The sequence below is a fragment of the Thioalkalivibrio sp. K90mix genome, from assembly GCF_000025545.1.
In the GTDB taxonomy this organism is placed as follows: Bacteria; Pseudomonadota; Gammaproteobacteria; order Ectothiorhodospirales; family Ectothiorhodospiraceae; genus Thioalkalivibrio.
The window spans coordinates 916,947-935,643 of the sequence record NC_013889.1 but is presented as its reverse complement, the minus strand read 5'-3'; the positions used below and the strand labels follow the sequence as shown (position 1 = coordinate 935,643).

Annotated in this window: 20 protein-coding genes; 1 reads left to right on the top strand and 19 read right to left on the bottom strand. The window is 64.6% G+C overall.

All coding sequences use genetic code 11. The features are described from left to right. Positions 1-81: 81 nt before the first annotated feature. The gene (ettA, locus tag TK90_RS04405) at positions 82-1,749 is read left to right on the top strand and encodes an energy-dependent translational throttle protein EttA (protein ID WP_012982288.1); all 1,668 of its coding nucleotides are present in this window, start codon (positions 82-84) and stop codon (positions 1,747-1,749) included. Positions 1,750-1,797: 48 nt separating this feature from the next. Here the strand turns inward: ettA and TK90_RS04400 are convergent, their stop codons facing one another. The 19 genes from TK90_RS04400 to TK90_RS04310 all read right to left on the bottom strand — a co-directional run bounded on the left by TK90_RS04400 (position 1,798) and on the right by TK90_RS04310 (position 18,401). Then, complete coding sequence (locus TK90_RS04400; RefSeq protein WP_012982287.1) at positions 1,798-2,796, bottom strand: phosphotransferase; 999 nt, start codon at positions 2,794-2,796, stop codon at positions 1,798-1,800. Continuing rightward, a complete protein-coding gene (locus TK90_RS04395; RefSeq protein ID WP_012982286.1) occupies positions 2,789-3,271 on the bottom strand; it encodes a hypothetical protein in 483 nt (160 codons plus the stop codon). The genes TK90_RS04400 and TK90_RS04395 overlap by 8 nt, the downstream gene beginning before the upstream one ends. A gap of 77 nt (positions 3,272-3,348) precedes the next feature. Continuing rightward, positions 3,349-3,915: an SgcJ/EcaC family oxidoreductase gene (locus TK90_RS04390; protein WP_012982285.1), complete on the bottom strand. Its 567-nt coding sequence runs from the start codon at positions 3,913-3,915 to the stop codon at positions 3,349-3,351. 83 nt (positions 3,916-3,998) lie between these two features. Continuing rightward, positions 3,999-4,976 carry a LysR family transcriptional regulator gene (locus tag TK90_RS04385; protein ID WP_012982284.1) on the bottom strand — a complete coding sequence of 326 codons (978 nt, stop codon included), beginning with the start codon at positions 4,974-4,976 and terminating at the stop codon, positions 3,999-4,001. A 58-nt stretch (positions 4,977-5,034) separates the two neighbouring features. Continuing rightward, positions 5,035-7,356, bottom strand: coding sequence for a nitric oxide reductase activation protein NorD (locus tag TK90_RS04380; protein WP_012982283.1), 2,322 nt, complete (start codon positions 7,354-7,356; stop codon positions 5,035-5,037). Between the two features lie 25 nt (positions 7,357-7,381). After that, positions 7,382-8,185, bottom strand: coding sequence for a CbbQ/NirQ/NorQ/GpvN family protein (locus TK90_RS04375; protein WP_012982282.1), 804 nt, complete (start codon positions 8,183-8,185; stop codon positions 7,382-7,384). Positions 8,186-8,266: 81 nt separating this feature from the next. Beyond that, entirely contained in the window at positions 8,267-8,689 is a 423-nt protein-coding gene (locus TK90_RS04370) for a hypothetical protein (protein ID WP_012982281.1), read from the bottom strand. After that, positions 8,686-9,321: a ParA family partition ATPase gene (gene parA, locus TK90_RS04365; RefSeq protein ID WP_012982280.1), complete on the bottom strand. Its 636-nt coding sequence runs from the start codon at positions 9,319-9,321 to the stop codon at positions 8,686-8,688. The genes TK90_RS04370 and parA overlap by 4 nt, the downstream gene beginning before the upstream one ends. A 150-nt stretch (positions 9,322-9,471) precedes the next feature. Beyond that, entirely contained in the window at positions 9,472-9,753 is a 282-nt protein-coding gene (locus TK90_RS04360; protein ID WP_012982279.1) for a 4a-hydroxytetrahydrobiopterin dehydratase, read from the bottom strand. A gap of 32 nt (positions 9,754-9,785) precedes the next feature. Continuing rightward, the gene (locus tag TK90_RS04355; RefSeq protein ID WP_012982278.1) at positions 9,786-10,211 is read right to left on the bottom strand and encodes a bacterioferritin; all 426 of its coding nucleotides are present in this window, start codon (positions 10,209-10,211) and stop codon (positions 9,786-9,788) included. Positions 10,212-10,221: 10 nt separating this feature from the next. Beyond that, positions 10,222-10,536, bottom strand: a complete 315-nt coding sequence (locus TK90_RS04350) for a BMC domain-containing protein (RefSeq protein ID WP_012982277.1) — start codon at positions 10,534-10,536, stop codon at positions 10,222-10,224. Positions 10,537-10,604: 68 nt separating this feature from the next. Continuing rightward, positions 10,605-10,898, bottom strand: a complete 294-nt coding sequence (locus tag TK90_RS04345; RefSeq protein WP_012982276.1) for a BMC domain-containing protein — start codon at positions 10,896-10,898, stop codon at positions 10,605-10,607. 31 nt (positions 10,899-10,929) lie between these two features. Continuing rightward, complete coding sequence (locus TK90_RS04340; protein WP_012982275.1) at positions 10,930-11,229, bottom strand: BMC domain-containing protein; 300 nt, start codon at positions 11,227-11,229, stop codon at positions 10,930-10,932. A gap of 44 nt (positions 11,230-11,273) precedes the next feature. Next, positions 11,274-11,606 carry a carboxysome peptide B gene (locus TK90_RS04335; protein WP_012982274.1) on the bottom strand — a complete coding sequence of 111 codons (333 nt, stop codon included), beginning with the start codon at positions 11,604-11,606 and terminating at the stop codon, positions 11,274-11,276. 4 nt (positions 11,607-11,610) lie between these two features. Then, positions 11,611-11,862, bottom strand: coding sequence for a carboxysome peptide A (locus TK90_RS04330; RefSeq protein WP_012982273.1), 252 nt, complete (start codon positions 11,860-11,862; stop codon positions 11,611-11,613). A 16-nt stretch (positions 11,863-11,878) separates the two neighbouring features. Beyond that, entirely contained in the window at positions 11,879-13,294 is a 1,416-nt protein-coding gene (locus tag TK90_RS04325) for a carboxysome shell carbonic anhydrase (protein ID WP_041444306.1), read from the bottom strand. A 182-nt stretch (positions 13,295-13,476) separates the two neighbouring features. Next, positions 13,477-16,416, bottom strand: coding sequence for a CsoS2 family carboxysome shell protein (locus tag TK90_RS04320; protein WP_041444186.1), 2,940 nt, complete (start codon positions 16,414-16,416; stop codon positions 13,477-13,479). Positions 16,417-16,577: 161 nt separating this feature from the next. Further along, positions 16,578-16,910, bottom strand: a complete 333-nt coding sequence (locus TK90_RS04315) for a ribulose bisphosphate carboxylase small subunit (RefSeq protein WP_012982270.1) — start codon at positions 16,908-16,910, stop codon at positions 16,578-16,580. Positions 16,911-16,979: 69 nt separating this feature from the next. Further along, on the bottom strand, positions 16,980-18,401 hold the full coding sequence (locus TK90_RS04310) for a form I ribulose bisphosphate carboxylase large subunit (protein ID WP_012982269.1): 1,422 nt from the start codon (positions 18,399-18,401) through the stop codon (positions 16,980-16,982). Between the last annotated feature and the right edge of the window lie 296 nt (positions 18,402-18,697).

The following is an 18,697-nucleotide window of genomic DNA, read 5'->3' as shown; positions in this document are numbered from 1 at the left end:
CTCGGGATGGTAAAGTGCGGACCCAGCGCGGGTCGTCAGTGGCCTGCCCCTCATTCAAACCGCATTGGTCGCAGGAGCATCATGGCGCAGTACATCTTCACGATGAACGGCGTGGGCAAGATCGTCCCGCCGAAGAAGTACATCCTCAAGGACATCAACCTGAACTTCTTCCCGGGCGCCAAGATCGGCGTGCTGGGCTACAACGGTGCGGGCAAATCCACCCTCCTGCGCATCATGGCCGGCGTGGACACCGAGATCGTCGGCGAGGCGCGGCCGCAGCCGGGCATCAACATCGGCTACCTGCCGCAGGAGCCACAGCTCGACGAAAGCAAGGACGTGCGCGGCAACGTCGAGGAGGCCGTGGCCCCAATCAAGGAAGCGCTGGCCGAGCTGGACCAGGTATATGCGGCCTATGCCGAGCCGGAGGCGGACTTCGACGCCCTGGCCGCCAAGCAGGCGGAGCTCGAGGCGAAGATCGAGGCCGCCGACGGCCATAACCTCGAACGCAAGCTGGAAGTCGCCGCGGACGCCCTGCGCCTGCCGCCGTGGGATGCGGACGTGACGACCCTGTCCGGTGGTGAGCGCCGCCGCGTGGCGCTGTGCCGCCTGCTGCTGTCCAGCCCCGACATGCTGATCCTTGACGAGCCGACCAACCACCTGGATGCAGAGTCCGTGGCCTGGCTGGAACGCTTCCTGCAGGAGTTCCAGGGCACCGTGGTGGCGGTCACCCACGATCGCTACTTCCTCGACAACGTGGCCGGCTGGATCCTCGAGCTGGACCGCGGCCAGGGCATCCCGTTCCAGGGCAACTACTCGCAGTGGCTGGAGCAGAAGGAAAAGCGCCTGAAGCAGGAAGAAAAGGCCGAGGCCGCCCGCGTGAAGGCGATGGAATCCGAACTCGAGTGGGTGCGCTCCAACCCGAAGGGCCGGGGTGCGAAGAGCAAGGCCCGTCTGAAACGCTTCGAGGAGATCGCTTCCAGCGACTACCAGAAGCGCTCCGAAACCAAGGAAATCTACATCCCGCCGGGACCGCGCCTGGGCGACAAGGTGCTGGAGGTGGAAAACCTGTCCAAGCACTTTGGTGACCGTGTGCTCTACCAGGGTCTGTCGTTCTCCGTGCCGCGCGGCGCGCTGATCGGCGTGATCGGCCCGAACGGCGTTGGCAAGACCACCCTGTTCCGCATGATCGCCGGGCAGGACCAGCCGGACGACGGCTCGATCGAACTGGGCGAGACCGTGCAGCTGGCCTATGTCGACCAAAGCCGCGATGCGCTGCAGGACGAAAAGACCGTCTGGGAGGAGATCTCCAACGGCCAGGACATCATCCAGGTCGGCAACTTCCAGATGCCGTCACGCGCCTACGTCGGCCGCTTCAACTTCAAGGGCACCGACCAGCAAAAGCGCATGAAGGAACTGTCCGGCGGGGAACGCAACCGCGTGCACCTGGCCAAGCTGCTGCAAAGCGGCGGCAACTTCCTGCTGCTGGACGAACCGACCAACGACCTGGACGTGGAAACCCTGCGCGCGCTGGAAGAGGCCCTGCTGGACTTCCCCGGCTCCGCGATCGTGATCTCGCATGACCGCTGGTTCCTGGACCGCATCGCCACCCACATCCTCGCGTTCGAGGAGGACGGCAACGTGGTGTTCTTCGACGGCAACTACCAGGAATACGAGGAAGACCGCCACAAGCGCCTGGGCGCCGAGGCCGACCAGCCGCACCGGGTCAAGTACAAGCGACTGGCCTCCTGACCGGACCCACTCTCCGGGCGTCCCGCACGGCGCCCGGAGAGCCCGGCCCTACAACTGATCCAGCGCCTTGCGTGTCACGCGCTCGGCGTAATCGTTGCGTTTCCAGTGCTCCGGACTCCAGCCGGCCAGAAAACGCTGGAAATCCGCCTGGGCCAGCGGGAAGAGCGCGCGCCATTCCTGCTCCAGTGCGTCCAGGTCCGCGCCAGCTCCGTGCGTGGCGACAACCTCCGAGCGCAGCGCCGCGAAATATCCCCCCAGCAGTTCCTTCTCGAAGCGTTCCTGATCGGCCTCGTCCAGACAGCTGCCGATGAAGTACGCAACGTCCTTCATCCCGCAGCCACCCCCGACATACTGGAAATCCACCGCGGCCACCCGATCACCGCGTTCGCTGAAACAGAAGTTCGCGACCTTGGCATCGCCATGCACCAGCGTCTGAAAGCGCGCCGCACTGAGTCGCTGATCGAGCTTCGGGGCCGCTTCGCGCAGTTGGGGATCAGCAATGGCCGCCCACTCGTCCGGCCGGGTCGCGAGGTGCCAGTAGGTGCCCGTAGTCCAGAGCCCCGAGGACCTGGCACCCAGAAAGGTCGCGTGAAAGGCCGCGAGCCATGCCAGGCAAATGCCGGCCTGCTCCACCGACAGGTGATCGTGGCGAAGCGGAAAACCGGCGGCATCCAGGTCCTCCAGCACAATCAGGTGGGCATCGCCCAGGTCCTGCGCGAGCTGGCATCGCGGGACACGACAGGCGTCGCTGCAACGCCCCGCCCAGTCGCGATACCAGTGCATCTCGACCTGATAGGAGTGTCGCTTGCGCTCATGACCTCGCGTCCCCGACCAGCCGCGTGGGTGGCGACGATCATCGGGGAACACAATGTGCTTGGCGATCACGGTGGGAACGTACGCGTCTTCCAGATGATAGCGAACGATCTCGCCATAGCCGCTCCAGAGGGTCTGGACACGCTCGACGGGGATGGCGCGGCGGGCGCCCGTGGCTGCGCATACTGCAGCGGCGACCGCCGCCTGCGATCGGTCGCGGCCTGGCTCAGACACCCGGGTCGTTGCAGGTCGCGGTCAGGCGCCCCTCGACCGGATCCCGCGTCATTCCGGTATCGGAAAAGAGCCCGTCGGCGATCAGGTCCGCGCCGTCGATCCGGATCAACGGTTCGGAGGGGCCATCGGCGGCGGAGAACCACTGATCGCCGGAACGGCTGCGGTTGGCCTCCAGCACCTCGCCCTCGGGGGACATCACATCCCCGATCTGAACACTGACCGTGTGCATCAGCATGCCGCTGACCTCATTGCGCGAGACAAACACACGCATCGGGCCATCATCGGTCTCGGCATCCCCGACCAGGGTCTGAAGATCGCCCTCGTCTGCCTCGCCCGAGAAGTCACAGACCTGAACATCCAGCGTGTAGGTCTCGCCGTCCAGTTCCAGCTCGGCGCTGTTGGAGGCCTGCGCACTACCGGCACCGGCCAGTGCCAGGCCAGCAGCGGCCAGGATCACGAATGAGCGTTTGGACATTCCCTTTCTCCCGATGGTGGCGAGCGTCCAGTATCGCGACTCGCCCTGCCGGGAACAAACGTTCACCGATTACCGGGTCACGCAGTGGGCATCATCGAGGAGTGGTGGTGCACGATTTTCCATTCCCCTTCGCGGTTCTCGTAGACGAAGGTATAGCGAGCGGGGACTTCCTGCGTCTCGCTGCCGTCGGTCACGCGGAAGGTATAGGTGCCCGCGTCGGTCAGCTTGTTGCAGCCGAGCTTCACGTTGCGCGTGTTGATGGTGCCGAAGGGCTTCTTCTCGAGGAAATGCTCGAAGTAGTCCTGGATCTCGGCATGGTTGGTGCGCGGAACATTGGACACGGTCGGCAGCAGCACCGCGTCGTCGGCGTACAGGGCGGTCACGCGGCGGGCATCACCCGTCTGCAGGGCGTCGTTCCAGGCGTCGAACAGCTCCTCGGCCAGGCGGCGCGTGGCCGGAGCACAGACCACGCAGCTCTCGTTCGGCGGGGTGTCGATGGCGCCGGCGAACATGCCGCTGCCCGTCCCGGTCACCGGGTGGTGCTGGTCACGGTGCGAGGCGCTCAGACTCAGGCGCGAACGCGGCGCCTCGTCGGCGTTGATGAACTGGGTGCCGCTGATGCGCGGCCGGGTGACGGTGCTCACTGCGTGTTCTCCCACTCGGGCCGATGGCGGCCGGGCAAAGCGTGAATTGTAAGGGACCCTCCAGGGCCTGTCATGGCAGCCACTCAGCCGGCCTGGGCCTTGAACGCAGCCAGCAGGTCTTCGACCTGCGCCCGCACCCGGGCCTCGTCCTGGATGGCAAAGTCGAGAAAGGTCTGGGCGACGACGGACAGGACCTTCTTCTTCGGGTAGACGATATGCCACTGGCGATGGATCGGGAAGTGTTCGACATCCAGCAGCGCCACGGGGCCCTCGGCCCCCTCGGCGCTGAGGGTGTGCAGCGACAGCACGGCGATCCCCAGACCGCCAATCACCGCTTGCTTGATCGCCTCGTTACTGCCCAGTTCCATGCGCACGGGCGGGCTGATCCCGTGTTCCTGGAACAACTTGAGCGTCGCCTCGCGGATCCCCGAGCCCGGCTCCCGCATCAGAAAGGTTTCCTGCTCCAGCTCCTTGAGCGGGATGTTGCGTCGGCCGACCAGTGGGTGATCGCGGCTGGCCATCACCACCAGCGGGTTCGGAGCGAACGGGTGCACGGCGACATCGGTCAGCCGCTCGGGGACATGCCCGATGATGTAGAGGTCGTCGTCGTTGTTCGACAGCCGTTCCAGCACCCGGTCAAAGTTGCTGACCTCCAGCGACAGTTCGATATCGGGATAGCGCCGGGCGAACTGTCCGAGAATGCTGGGCGCGAAGTACTGCGCGGTGGTGATCACCGCCAGGCGCAGACGCCCCCGCTTGAGCCCGTGCATCTCGGCCAGTTTCATCTCGAGGTTGGTCAGCGCGCCGAGCATCTCGCGGCAGGTGTCGTACAGCAGCAGCCCGACCTCGGTCGGGAAGGCCTTGCGCCCCACGTACTCGAACAGCGGGAGCCCCAGTGCCGTGGAGAGCTTCTTGATCTGGATCGAGACCGTTGGCTGGGTCAGATGCAGCTCTTCCGCCGCGCGGGTAAAGCTCCCCAGGCGCACGATCGCCTCGAACACCTGCAGCTGACGCAGCGTCGCATGCCGGATCAGGTGCGCCGGAAGCTCCGATTTAAGCATCACCTGGGGGAGACCGGACTCCTTCTGCGTCGGGGACTGTGCCATGCGTCGCAACCGGTTACCGCGTAAGACCGGCGTACAGCATCGGCAGCTTTTCCGGCAGCCGCTCGATCTGGTCCAGCACCATGAAATGCTGGGCCCCGAAGATGCGCTCGACGTATTCATCCGCCTGCGGATCGAGACTCATGCAGAAGGTGTACACGCCTTTGCGCCCGACCTCCTCTACCGCCCGCTTCGCATCCTGACGCAGGTACTGCGGGTCGCGCACATCGGTATCCGCCGGCTCGCCGTCGGTGATGATCAGCAGCAGCTTTTTCGCCGTGCCCTGATTGTGCAGCAACTGGCCGGCATGGCGGATAGCCGCTCCCATGCGGGTGGATAGCTGGCCTTTCATCCCGGCGAGACGCGCCTTCGCGGTGTCGTCGAACGGGGCATCGAAATCCTTGAAGCGGTAATACTCGACGTCGTGGCGCCCATCGGAGGCGAAGCCGTGGATGGCGAACGGGTCGCCAATGCGTGAGATCGCGCCGGACAGCAGCGTGGCCGCCTCGCGCGCCAGTTGCACCACGGTCGTCTCGCCGTCGCCGATCGTCTCGTTGGTCGACTCCGACAGATCCAGCAGCACCAGTACGGACAGGTCGCGTACATGGCGCAGATTGCGCACATAGATGCGTTCGTCGGGCTGGCGCCGCATGCGGACATCAATCTGGGCCTCGACCAGCGCGTTCACGTCCAGCTCGTCGCCCTCCGGCTGCTTGCGCATGCGCTGCACGCCCTGGGGCTGCATCGCCTCGATCAGGAACTTCAGGCGCGAGACCAGCGGCTTGTGCTTGTCGTAGATCGCCTCGATCTCCTCGATTTCGCCCTTTCTCGGGCGCCGCTCCAGCAGTGTGACCCAGTGCGGACGTTCCAGCTGCATCTGATAGTCCCACTCGTGATAGTGGAACGGCAGCGAGATCGGCTCCTTGCCCTCCTGCTGGTTAATGCTTTCTTCTTCGCCGTCGCGGAACCACTCGGTCGCCAGCACCATGACCTGCTGGGCGTCGTCCCCGGCATTCGGCACGTCCAGGGTGTTAATCATCTGCATCGGGGTGACGTAGAATCGCTCCTGCCCGGAGCCATGCGCGGCCAGGACTTCCGCCGCTTCCTCTTCGCGGCCGAAGTTCCAGAGATAGCGGTTGTCGTCGCGATAGAGGACGTCCGGCGCGACCTTGGCCGGATTCATGTAGCCCTGCTCGGGGAACTCGGGCGCCAGCGCTTCGGCCAGCTCGCGGGCCAATCCAGCGGCCTCGAGGTCGTCTACCCGTTCCGCAAACGCACTCACGGCCTTCTGCACAAACGCATGGGGGTCGTAGTAATCCGGATCGAGCAGGGCACGCGCGGTGCGCGCCAGCAATGCCTGCGGGGTTTCTCCATCCTCCGCCGTGGCGGTATGCAGCGGCACCCAGATCTGGCGCAGGCCCGGGAACGCGGCGATCGCCAGGGCCTCGATGCGCGCATCCTCGAACAGCTCGGTCAGGATGCCAACCACGCCCCGTGGCCCCTCCTCCGACTGCATCTCGCGGGTATGCACCACATGGGATGCCGCATGCGCGGCCGCCGCGCGATAGAGATCCAGACCGGTCAGACCCTCGACATCGTCGTAGGCGTCCGGCAGGAAGATCGTGAAGCCCTCGATGTAGGGCCGATATCCCTCGCGCGACTCGAAGTCGCCACTGGTCGGGCGCATGAAAAAATCGCGCGCCCACAGCGAGCGCAGATAGAGGTTGATGCGTCGCTGCACGTCCACGAACAGGGTGCCGCGGCGCTCCTTCTGGAACACCGAGCGCGACTCCGGCGACTCCAGGCCGAAGTAGGCAATCTGCGCCTCCAGGTCCGTGCGGTGCGCCTGTGCGCCCCACGTCGCCCAGCGCCGAAGCCCACCCAGCGTCAGGTGGGTTAGCAGCTCGTCGAGGTGCTCCAGCATCGGGCGCACGCCACGCGGCGCCTGCCCCAGCAGGTTGTCCAGCAGGCGCAGATACCCTTCGAACAGCGAATAGTCGCCAAGCCGCTGGGCCGCAACCGGGCTGGTCTCGATCACCAGGGTAATGACCGCCGCGGAGGTCTTGGAGTACATCTTGATCGCGGAACCGAGCAGCTCCGCAACGGCATCCTCGCCCAGTTCCTGGGCCAGTGCCGGCGCCTCCTGCACGAAGGCGACGACCATCTCCGAACCGCGTCCCAGGGCTTGAAGACTCCGGGCCCCTTCAAGGTAGTAGCGCTTGAGACCACCGGCGCTGAAGGCACGGCTGGCCTCCTGCCAGGAACTCTCCAGCACCTCGGCGGCGTGGTTCCCCAGATCTTCGAGGAGGTCCTGGTAGTCCTCCAGATGAACGCTCATCGGTACGGGTACGCCGCGCGGTGCGCTAGAAGAAGGTGGTGACGGCCGAATCCAGCGCGTCGCGCATGTCCGGATCGTCGGTGATCGGCCGCACCAGGGCCATACGGCAGGCGCCCAGCGGCTCCACGCCCTTGGCGATCAGCGAGGCGGCGTAGACCAGCATACGGGTGGAGATGCCCTCGTCCAGCCCATGGCCTTTCAGGTTGCGTGCGCGCTCGGCCACGCTGACCAGCTTGCCGGCCATCTCTTCGTTGACCTTGCCCTCGTGAGCGACGATCTTCGCCTCGGTCTCGTGATCCGGATAGTCGAAATCCAGCGCGCCAAAGCGCTGCTTGGTCGACTGCTTCAGGTCCTTCATCAGGCTCTGGTAGCCCGGGTTGTAGGAAATAACGACCTGGAAGTCCGGATGGGCCTGGACCATCTCGCCCTTCTTCTCCAACGGCAGTACGCGGCGATTGTCCGTCAGCGGGTGGATCACCACCGTGGTGTCCTGGCGGGCCTCGACGATCTCGTCGAGATAGCAGATCGCCCCGTGGCGGGCGGCCAGGGTCAGCGGACCGTCCTGCCAGCGCGTGCCGTCGGCATCGAGCAGATAACGCCCGACCAGATCGGACGCCGTCATGTCCTCGTTACAGGCGACCGTAATCAGCGGCTTGCCGAGCTTCCAGGCCATGTGCTCGACGAAGCGGGTCTTCCCGCAGCCCGTCGGGCCTTTCAGCATCATCGGCATGCGCACCGAATACGCCGCCTCGTACAGCTCGATCTCGTCCGCGACCGGCTGGTAATACGGCTCTTCCGTGATCAGGTGATCGCGCAGATCGTCTTGCATTGCCCAGACTCCTCAATCAAAAAAGGCCGGGGGACGGGATGGTCTCCATCCCGCCCAGCCCCGGCCCCGAAACGCCCCGGCTCAGTCCGGCCAGATACGATTCGGGTGCAGGTTCTTCCACGGCTCGTCGGCCGTCGCCTTCGCCTTGCCCGGATCGAGCTCGGCGATGGTGCGGCCGCCGCGGCTGGCGCCGCTGGACTTCGTGGCCGCCGCCTTGGTGCCCGACGCCTTGCGTGCAGACTGTGCGACCGGCTTCCTGGCCGGTGCCTTGCGCTTGGCCGTCGACGCCTTGCGGGTCGCCGTCTTGCGTCCCGTGCTTTTGGGCGTCGCCGCCTTTTTCGTTGCGGCTGCCTTGGTGCTGGCCGCCTGATGCGTTTGTGCGCTCGCGGGGGTCGTGCTGGTGTCTTTCTTCGGCGCGCTGGCCGCCGCGGCGTTGTTGTCCTTGTTCTGGTCTTCCCGGGCGCTGCGCACTCCGGCCGCCAGCTTGTCTTGCAGATTGCTCATTGCGACACCTCCTCGATGATGGCTTCGATCTCGGCCGCCGCCGGTTCGCCCGGTTTGCCCAGGTCGTACACGGAACAGCCTTCCAGCGCGGAGCGCCGGTAGATGGCCCGCCGACGGAGCGACTGCTCCAGGGCGGGGATGTCGATCTCCATCAGTGCATGCTTCATCGCACGCGACAGCGCACTGCGGACCTCGAGCTGGTTGACCACGACATAGGGGCGCAGCGAACGATTCTTCATCTGCGCCTCCTCCAGACCGCGCCCCATCCGGACGCTGCCCCAAAGATCCACGGGGGATGGCAGAACGGGGATCAACACGACATCCGAACCCGCGAGGGCAGCGGTCACCGCCCCACCCTCCAGGGTTGGCGGGCAGTCGACCACGATGTGATCGTAGTCCTTGCGCAGCGCCTTGAGTTCGCGGTCCAGCGGCCCCGCGACGGAAAACACGGAGGCGGGAAAGGGACGGTCTTCCGAAGACATCCGCGCCCATTGGCCGGCCGATCCCTGCGGATCCGCATCGACCACCAAGGTGCGTCCTCGACGCGCCAGACCGGCGGCGAGATTCATGGAGAGGGTGGTCTTGCCGGTACCCCCTTTCTGATTGACTACCGCGAATACCCGGGAACCCACGTCTCAGCCTCCTGTAGAGCCACTGCCCGTTGCAAGACACGCCCTGTCTCGAAAAATCCGGAGAACCAACGCGCGTGTGTGCATCGACCAGCGTTTCCCGTTGCCAGGAACCGGCCGAGCCAGTCCCGTGGCCTCTGACGTGATGATCGATCAGCCAGTCGTTTCGCTGGCCAGCCGATCCACCTCTTGCGCGAAACGCTGATCCGCCTCGCCAATCCGGTCGCCATCGCGCGCATCAATGGTGATGTTCACATACGTCGTACCGAAACTGATATTCGGATGATAGCCATCCTCCTCCGACAACTCGGCGACACGATCGAGAAACTCGCGCGTGATGCCGTAACGGTCAAAGGTGAACTGTTTGCTGATGGTCGCCGAAGAGCCCTTGCCCGGCTCCCAGCCGGCCGGCACCACGAGATCGCTATCCGCCATGTACTACTCCAGAACGTTGGACGGGCGCGTCCTTAACGAACGGCCGCATCCTGTGCGTCGATCTCCCGTACATGCTCAAGCTCATCCTCCAGGATGCTCTCGAACAGCTCGGCGTCCGCCGCGGCACCCACGCGCCGACAGTACACCGCCGCCTCGTCATACAGGCGCACGGCGTCCATCTCCAGTTCGCGGTTGCGCTCCAGCAACTCGGCCATCGAGCGCCCCAGACGTACGGGTGCCAACTGGCTCCCGTTGGGGGCCACCCCATAGTGAAACATGCGGGTCATGAATCGATCCGCATGGTCCAGTTCCTCCTGGGCGTCCCGACGCAGGCATTCGCTGACATCGCTCATGCCCCACATCGCCGTTAATCGCGCCTGGGCCAGATACTGCTGAACCGCGGACAGCTCATGCGCCACCGCACGGTTCAGGTAACCCACGATCCGCGGATCCGCCATCGAGGTTGCCTCAGCTGGCCGAGCCGTCGGCGGTCGGGGCCTTCGGCAGGATGCTTTCCACTTCGGAGTGGACACGGGCAATGATATGCGCAGCGACCAGACCGTCACCCACACGCTCGCAGGAATCCGCACCGGCACGCACCGCCGCATTCACGGCACCGGTCTCGCCACGGACCAGCACGGTCACGTAACCACCACCGACGAACTGACGACCGATCAGGCGCACTTCCGAGGCCTTGGTCATCGCATCCGCCGCTTCAATTGCCGGCACCAGACCACGGGTCTCGATCATGCCGAGGGCCACACCAGAAATTTCGCTCGCCATTGCTAACCTCTTTTACAAACGGGCCGCCGGGCCGCTCGGCCACGGCGGCGTTGATCCGCCGTAGGGACTTACGGCTTTTCCGGGAGGATGTTTTCCACCTCGGAATGCACACGGGCGATGATGTGCGCAGCCACCAGGCCGTCACCCACACGCTCGCAGGAATCCGCACCGGCACGCACCGCAGCGTTCACGGCGCCGGTCTCGCCACGCACCAGAACGGTCACGTAACCGCCACCGACGAACTGACGACCGATCAGGCGCACTTCCGAGGCCTTGGTCATCGCGTCAGCGGCTTCAATCGCCGGCACCAGACCACGGGTCTCGATCATGCCGAGGGCCACACCAAAGTTTTCGCTAGCCATTACTCAACTCCTATCAAGCGTTACTGATGAATTACTTTTCAACCTGCTCGGGCAGGATGCTTTCCACTTCGGAATGCACGCGGGCAATGATGTGCGCAGCCACCAGGCCGTCGCCCACACGCTCGCAGGAATCCGCACCGGCACGCACGGCAGCGTTCACGGCACCGGTCTCGCCACGCACCAGAACGGTCACGTAACCGCCACCGACGAACTGACGACCGATCAGGCGCACTTCCGAGGCCTTGGTCATCGCGTCAGCGGCTTCAATCGCCGGCACCAGACCACGGGTCTCGATCATGCCCAGCGCCACACCAAAACGTTCAGTTGCCATTTCTCTTTCTCCTGGAGTTACAGTTTTTCCAATTAAAATGACGCTCAAGCCGCCTTGTGGGCACTAGCAGAGCGCTGTGCATCGGTCTGGTCTTGTCCAGCCTTGTTCGTCGACCCTTCCGCCTTCCTGCCACCATCGTCCCAGTGGTCGATGATGCCGCCGATCGTCAGATCGGTTGTCACCTTGGGGTCATCGAGCGCGTAGCGCGCGGCCGATCCAGAGATCGTGAACACCCAGTTGCCCGGGTGTGCACCCACTGGATCCACGGCGACGCTGAGCGCACCCTTTTGATCCACCAGCACGCGCAGTGACATGGTCTGGAGGCCGTCCACCCGACGGGTCACCACCAGTTCGTCCTGCACCTGCATAATTTCCATGGAGCTACTGCTCCTCCCAGTAATCGATGATCCCTACGATCGTCGCGTCACTGGGGTATTCCTTGCTGCCGGCCGCCTCGCGCGCCGCGGACGAGCCGACCACGATCACCCAGTCCCCGGGGACACAACCGACCGCGTCCACCGCGACCGTGCGCGGCCCGCCGGCCTTCTCCTGGACCACCAGCAAGGGACGGTGACCCAGATCCCGGATCCGGTTGGTCGAAACCAGCGTCTTCTCTACCTTGCAGATCTTCATTCCGTGTCCCGTTAGCTCAACCGGCGAGCGGTTCCAACTGGCTGCCGCTGCGCTTGTCGCGAATCACCATGTGGCACCCGATCAGGCCTTTTTCGGCCAGTTCGCGGTAGCGCGCCATGATCTGGTCGCGAATCCGCCGGCAACGGGCTTCAACCCGCTCGCGCGACCCCGGCACCTTGCGGTCGTAGCGGTAATGGATCACCACCGGTACCGGCAGGCCCCGCTCGACATTCAGCTGCCGAAAAATCTTGTTCACCCCCACGTCCATCCCGTGGGCGCCTTCTTCCATCGTTTCCAGGTGCGCGAAGTAGGCAAAATTGCGTACCTGCATCTCCTCGACTTCCTGGCCGACGATGATCACCCGCTCGCGGTGCCCCACATCGGCGTAATGCCCGTTGTGGTAGCGCGCCACGTAATCGAGCTGCGAAATATTGTTCAGCAGCAGCCGCGAGATCAGCCGAAGCATCCCCTCGTGCGGCGCCCCGTTGCCGTGTCCCCAGCCCTGCTGGTGGATCGCGTCCTGGATCGACTGATACACGCGCAATTCCGCCTCACGGCCGTCCAGCTCCTGCGTCTCCCGATACACCTTCGCGCTATCCACGAAGCGGTACAGACTCATCCGCGTATCGGCGTCGGGGATATGGATCTTCACGGCATCCGTATCCGTGTCCACGCCAATCAGCAGCGTGTCGACCGAGGCCCCACAACAGTAGGTATTCTCGATCGCCTGACGAAACGCCCGCAGCTGCCGCAGCGCGGCATCCGCCGCATCCCGTTCGCTGTTGCCGTGCGCCGCACACCCCTGGTGATGCGGGTCCGCACTGCTGTAGTGATACGCCGCGATCTTCAGGTAGCGACTCGGCACATCCGCCGTGGTCGGCCGTCCTTCACGAAAGCGCAACAGCTCGCGTTTCGTCCAGTGGCGGACATCCTCTTCGATGTCGAACTGCGCCCCGGCATAACTCTTCACTCGAACCGCCAGATCCGGCAGGCGCAGGATAAAACGCCGCAGGCTCAACAGCCGTCCATCCGAACAGGGCGAGATGTCCACTTCGTGGAAGTCGCAGTCGAGGAAATACGCGATCGCGCGTTCCGCCTCGTCCACCAGGTCATCCCGACCCGCCCAGTATTCATTGACCAGCTGATCGAACAGCTCGAACGTCCCGTGCAGGTACAGTTCGCGCGTGTCCAGATCATTGATCCACGCATCCTCCAGGACGCGTTCCGGCAACCGATAGCCGAGGTTATCCTCCACAATCCGTTGCGCCTTTTCCTCGAAGTCCCGCTCGTGTTGCAGCGCATGGACCTCTTTCAGTACCGGCACCAGATTCGCGAACCGATCGCGAAAGCCGCTTTCAAACGCATACAGCCGTTCGTTGTCGGCAACATCCGCCAGGGGATGCCCGGGCTTCAACACAGAAGGCACATCCAGCGGCGCCTGCGCCTTCGGCGGCACCGCGCTCACCAAAGGTTGCGCAGCCACCGAAGTGGCACCTTGTGCTACCGGCGACCGGACGGCACTTCCCCGTGGCGTCGCGTAACGCGTGCCAAAGGGCGAAGTCTTGCGGCGGCCTCGGCGCACCATCGTGGTCGTATTGCCTCCTTATTCGCCGCTTAGCCGCGGGCACCGCCGGACAAGGTCACCAGCGAACCGCTGCCACTGTTCCCGGAGGAACCGGTGATCTTGCTCATCGGCACTTCCTTGCGTTCCAGCTCGCGATTGGCATAGGCGCTCCGGCCTTCGCCCCGCGGGTTGCCCTTTTGCGTCGCATTGCGGCGCGTCGAGAACCCTTCGGTCCCGGTCACACGGTCACCCCGTTGCCAGTCATCTCCCGTGATGGAGACGCCGTTACTGCTGCCGTTGACCGTCACCCGCTCGGCACCGACCTTTTGGCCTTCTTCCACCGGTGCCGCCGCTACTTCCTGCTGGCCACGGTTGTAGCGAAATTCCTCGGTCCCAGATACCAGACCCATCGCCTTGTTGATCGAACCGGTCAGGCTGCTGCTGCTGCCATAAGCGGTTCCAGTGATACGTTCGCGGCGCTCCGCCGCACTCCGTGCGGGCGTATTGACACTGAACCCCGCGTTGGGCATCGGGCGGGCCGGGGCTGCCGGCTGCGCGGGTGCCGGACCCTGCATACCGTCCGGACGCAGACGCGGATGCAGCCTCCCGGCCACACTGGCGCAGGTCTGAACAAACTCGTTGGCACCGACATACGGGGCCCCGGAAACATCCTGGCACGCTCCACGCTCGGTACCGGTTACCCGCTCGTCGTAGCCCGGCTGGGAGCCCGACACCTCATGCGCGGGCGTCGAATGCCGTTCGGCTACGCGGACTTCCGCCGCCTGACTGTCGGACGTGTCGCAGAATGTCTCGTACTGATCCGGTCCAATGTACGCGGTGCCGCTCACGGGCTTGCAGGCCCCGTATTCGTCCCCGGTCACGCGGGCTGAGCGCCCAACTGCCGTCCCGGACACCATCTGCTGGTTCCACGTCCGACCCACCGTCACCTTCTCCGGTGCGGCTTCCGGACGACGGCCGCCGCAAAAGGCGTCGTAGTGCTCGGAGCCGGCATATTCCGTACCGGTGATCGGCTTGCAACCGCCGTACTCATCACCCGTTACATGGATCGAGTGGTCTACCTGAGTGCCAGACACTTCACGGCCCCGAAGGGTATGCATCACCCCCACCTTGGGCACACCACCAGCCGCCGGGCGATCACACACATCACCGAAGTCGGCCTGGTTGTAGTACGGCGTCCCGGTCAGCGGGCGGCAAGAGCCGGATTCGTCGCCGGTCACCTTCGGGCTTCGGCCCACAGCCGTACCCGTTACGCTCTGGTCTTCCATCGTGTGCAGCTCCTGCACCTTGGCCGGCGTCGGCTCCGGGCGGGTACCGCACATGCCCTTGAACTGTTCCGTACCAATGTATTCGGTCCCGGTGACCGGCTTGCAGCTGCCGTATTCATCACCCGTGACTCGCGAGGAGCGCCCGACTTCGGTCCCGGTCAGTTCACGACCGCGAAGCGTATGCATGACGCCGACCTTCATCGGCGCTCCGTTGGACTTTCCCGTGTTGCACGGAACCTCGCTTGCCTGCGTGTTCAGGTACTCGGTGCCGGTGATGTCTCGGCAGGAGCCCGATTCGTCCCCGGTGACACGCGGGCTACGGCCGACACTGGTGCCGGAGACACCCTCGCCGTGGCGCGTCACCATTACGCTGGTCCGGGGCTTGCTTGACGGCGCGCCCGTCCCGCAGAAGCCTTCGTACTGCTCGCTGCTCAGGTACTCGGTACCGGTGATCGCCTCGCAGGACCCAGATTCGTCCCCGGTCACGCGCACAGAGCGCCCGACCTCGGTACCGCTGACTTCCTGGCCGCGGCTGGTATGGGAGTGTCCCACCTTGGCCGGATTGGCACTCGGGCGCACATGGCAGTAGCGCTCGTAGTGCTCGAGACCCAGGTACTCGGTCCCGGTAATATTCGAGCAGCTGCCCGCTTCGGCGCCGGTGACGCTGCGCGTCGCCTCGACCTGCGTGCCGCTGATGTGGCCACCGGCGAGGGTGGTGCCCTCTTCTACCTTCGGCGGTGCTTCGCTCGTCTGACCACGGGGACGACCACAGGGGCGACCCGGATCGGACGAACCTCGCCCGATGGTGCACAGCTCTTCACGACGCTGGCGTGCCACCTCGCGAGTGGACATACCCTTGCGCTTCGCGGCCTTCCACGAGCCTTCCTGCGGCATGGCACCGCGACCCTTGGAGCCGTTGAAGCGGCGCTTGGTCGCACGCTTGCCGTTCTGAGCCATCGCCTCGCGGCGGGCCATGCAGATCGCGCGGACCTCGGAGATCATCGGATGCGGACCCGCGGACTCGCCACCGGACTCGACCTTGTCGCACAGCTGGTCGAGGCCGCTTTCCACGACGGTGTCGCTCTCGGCGCTGGCCGCGCTATAGGTGTCGTCGCGCCCGGACGTCTCGTCCTTGCAACCACAACCACAGCCCTTTTTCTCTTCCTGCGCGGACGGCGCGAAGGAACCCTCGCCTTTCAGCAGGTCTTCACGGCGCGGCTCGGCGGCCATGGCCTTTTTGCCGTCGGTCGCCAGTGCCTGACGGCGCAGGCGGCAGATTTCGCGCCCGCTCATGTTGGAACAGTCGATCTCCATACCCTGGTTCTGCGACAACGCTTCGAGCTGACGCGAGCGGTCGGAACCTCCACGGGCCAACCCGCCCAGGGCCCGCGCACGGGTATTGGAACGACCGACGGCCTTCTTGCCCTGGCGCGCCATCTTCTGGCGGCGCTCAAGAGCGGCCTGGCGGCCGTTCGAGGCACCGGCGTGGGCGCCCGGTTCCGGGCGGCGCGCAGGTGCGCTGCTGCCGACCTCGAACGAGGTCGACGGCTGAGATTCGCTAGAGTGCGACTCCGGCTCCCGCGCCTGGGGGGCCGGTTCGGAAACACGCTGAGCCTGGCGCGCCTTTTGCGCGGCCGCGGCAGAACGCGACGTTCCCTTGGTTTGGCCGGTCGGCTTCACGGCAGCCTTGCCATTATGAGACATGGCCTTGCGCCGTTCCCGGGCGAGTTCTCGACCCGAGAGACCTTCAGACGCGGATGTCGGATTACTCATGGCACTTCCTTACAGTTGGCGGCAGCAACGGTAATAACGCTTGATGGACGGGCCGGGTGCCACAGACACCCGGCCTCCACCGAACCGGGGTCCTAGCGACCGCGGTCGACCACGAAGGCCATGCCCTGACTCTGGGCGTAGTTATCGTACGCAATGAAGCGCACCATCATGCCCGGGTTGGCACGACGGCATTCTTCGATCTCCTGCAGCACCGCCTCGACGGACTGCTCGCCGAAGAACGGCAGCTTCCACATGTACCAGTAGTGGGCCATGGCGTTTTCTTTTTCGCTGTACTCGATCGCCGGGTTCCAGCCCTGCGCGAGGCAGTATTCGATCTGCTTGCGCACCTGGTCGGCATTCATCTCCGGCAGATAGGAGAAGGTCTCGTACTTCTGCGACTGCTTGAAGTTCTGGATATCAGACATGTCGGTAATCCTGTGCTCTGGTTCTTTCTGGGCACGAACGGCGCCCTAGCGCCGCCCGTGCTCGGACGATCACTTGTGCTGGGTATCCAGCTTGTCGACGGTGTCGAACTCGAACTTGATCTCTTTCCACGTTTCCATGGCGATCTTCAGTTCGGGGCTGTGCTGCGCCGCCTGAGTCAGGATGTCCTTGCCTTCCTTCTCGATGTCCCGACCTTCGTTACGCGCCTGGACACAGGCTTCCAGCGCCACACGGTTGGCTGCCGCACCCGGGGCGTTGCCCCACGGATGGCCCAGCGTACCGCCGCCGAACTGGAGCACGGAGTCGTCGCCGAAGATGGAGACCAGGGCCGGCATGTGCCAGACGTGGATACCACCAGAGGCCACGGCAAACACGCCCGGCATGGAACCCCAATCCTGATCGAAGAAGATGCCGCGCGAGCGGTCTTCCGGAATGAAGGATTCACGCAGCAGGTCGATCCAGCCCAGGGTCGCGGCACGGTCGCCTTCCAGCTTGCCGACCACGGTGCCGGTGTGCAGGTGGTCACCACCGGACAGGCGCAGAATCTTCGCCAGCACACGGAAGTGGATACCGTGCTTCGGATGACGGTCGAGCACCGCGTGCATCGCACGGTGAATGTGCAGCAGCACGCCGTTGTCGCGGCACCAGTTGGCCAGACCCGTGTTGGCACAGAAGCCGCCAGTGATGTAGTCGTGCATGATGATCGGCGCACCAATTTCCTTGGCGAACTCGGCACGCTTGTACATCTCTTCCGGGGTCGGCGCGGTAACGTTCAGGTAGTGACCCTTGCGCTCGCCGGTTTCGGCTTCGGCCTTTTCGGTCGCTTCCTGCACGAACTCGAAGCGATCACGCCAGCGCATGAACGGCTGCGAGTTGATGTTCTCGTCGTCCTTGGTGAAGTCGAGGCCGCCACGCAGGCACTCGTACACGGCACGGCCGTAGTTCTTCGCGGACAGACCCAGCTTCGGCTTGATGGTGCAACCCAGCATCGGACGGCCGTACTTGTTCAGCTTGTCGCGCTCGACCTGGATACCGGAAGGCGGGCCACCGCAGGTCTTCACGTAGGCCATCGGGAAGCGCACGTCTTCCAGACGCAGGGCACGGATGGCCTTGAAGCCGAACACGTTACCGACCAGCGAGGTGAACACGTTCACCATCGAGCCTTCTTCGAACAGGTCGATCGGGTAGGCGATGAACGCGTAGAAGGACTCGTCGTCACCCGGCACGTCCTCGATGGAGTAGGCACGGCCCTTGTAGTAGTCCATGTCCGTCAGGAGGTCGGTCCACACCGTGGTCCAGGTACCGGTGGAGGACTCGGCGGCCACAGCGGCCGCGGCTTCTTCGCGGTCGATGCCCGGCTGCGGGGTGATCTTGAAACATGCCAGCAGATCGGTATCCAGCGGCATGTATTCCGGCATCCAGTAGGTTTCGCGGTAATCCTTGACGCCCGCGGAGTACTTCTTGGCGGCCATGTGGCTTTCTCCTACGCGTTGGTTAATCGTGACGGTCGCCTAGATTAGGAAGGCGCACTGCTAATAACAAATAAATAATCTAGATACGACCAATAGACTTTCGTTTATAGAAGGGCCGCTCCGCAGAGTTCCGCGCAGCGGCATGGGGGTTCTGTTCGCATCAGCGCCCGGCGCCTGCCCGGCAGCCTCAGCCGGGAATGCGGTCGCTGATTGTAGTCCATGACCGCAGTCAATGCATGCCTTTTAGGCCACACCGTGATCGGAGCCCTTGCCCCCGATGCGGGGGGACCGCAGCG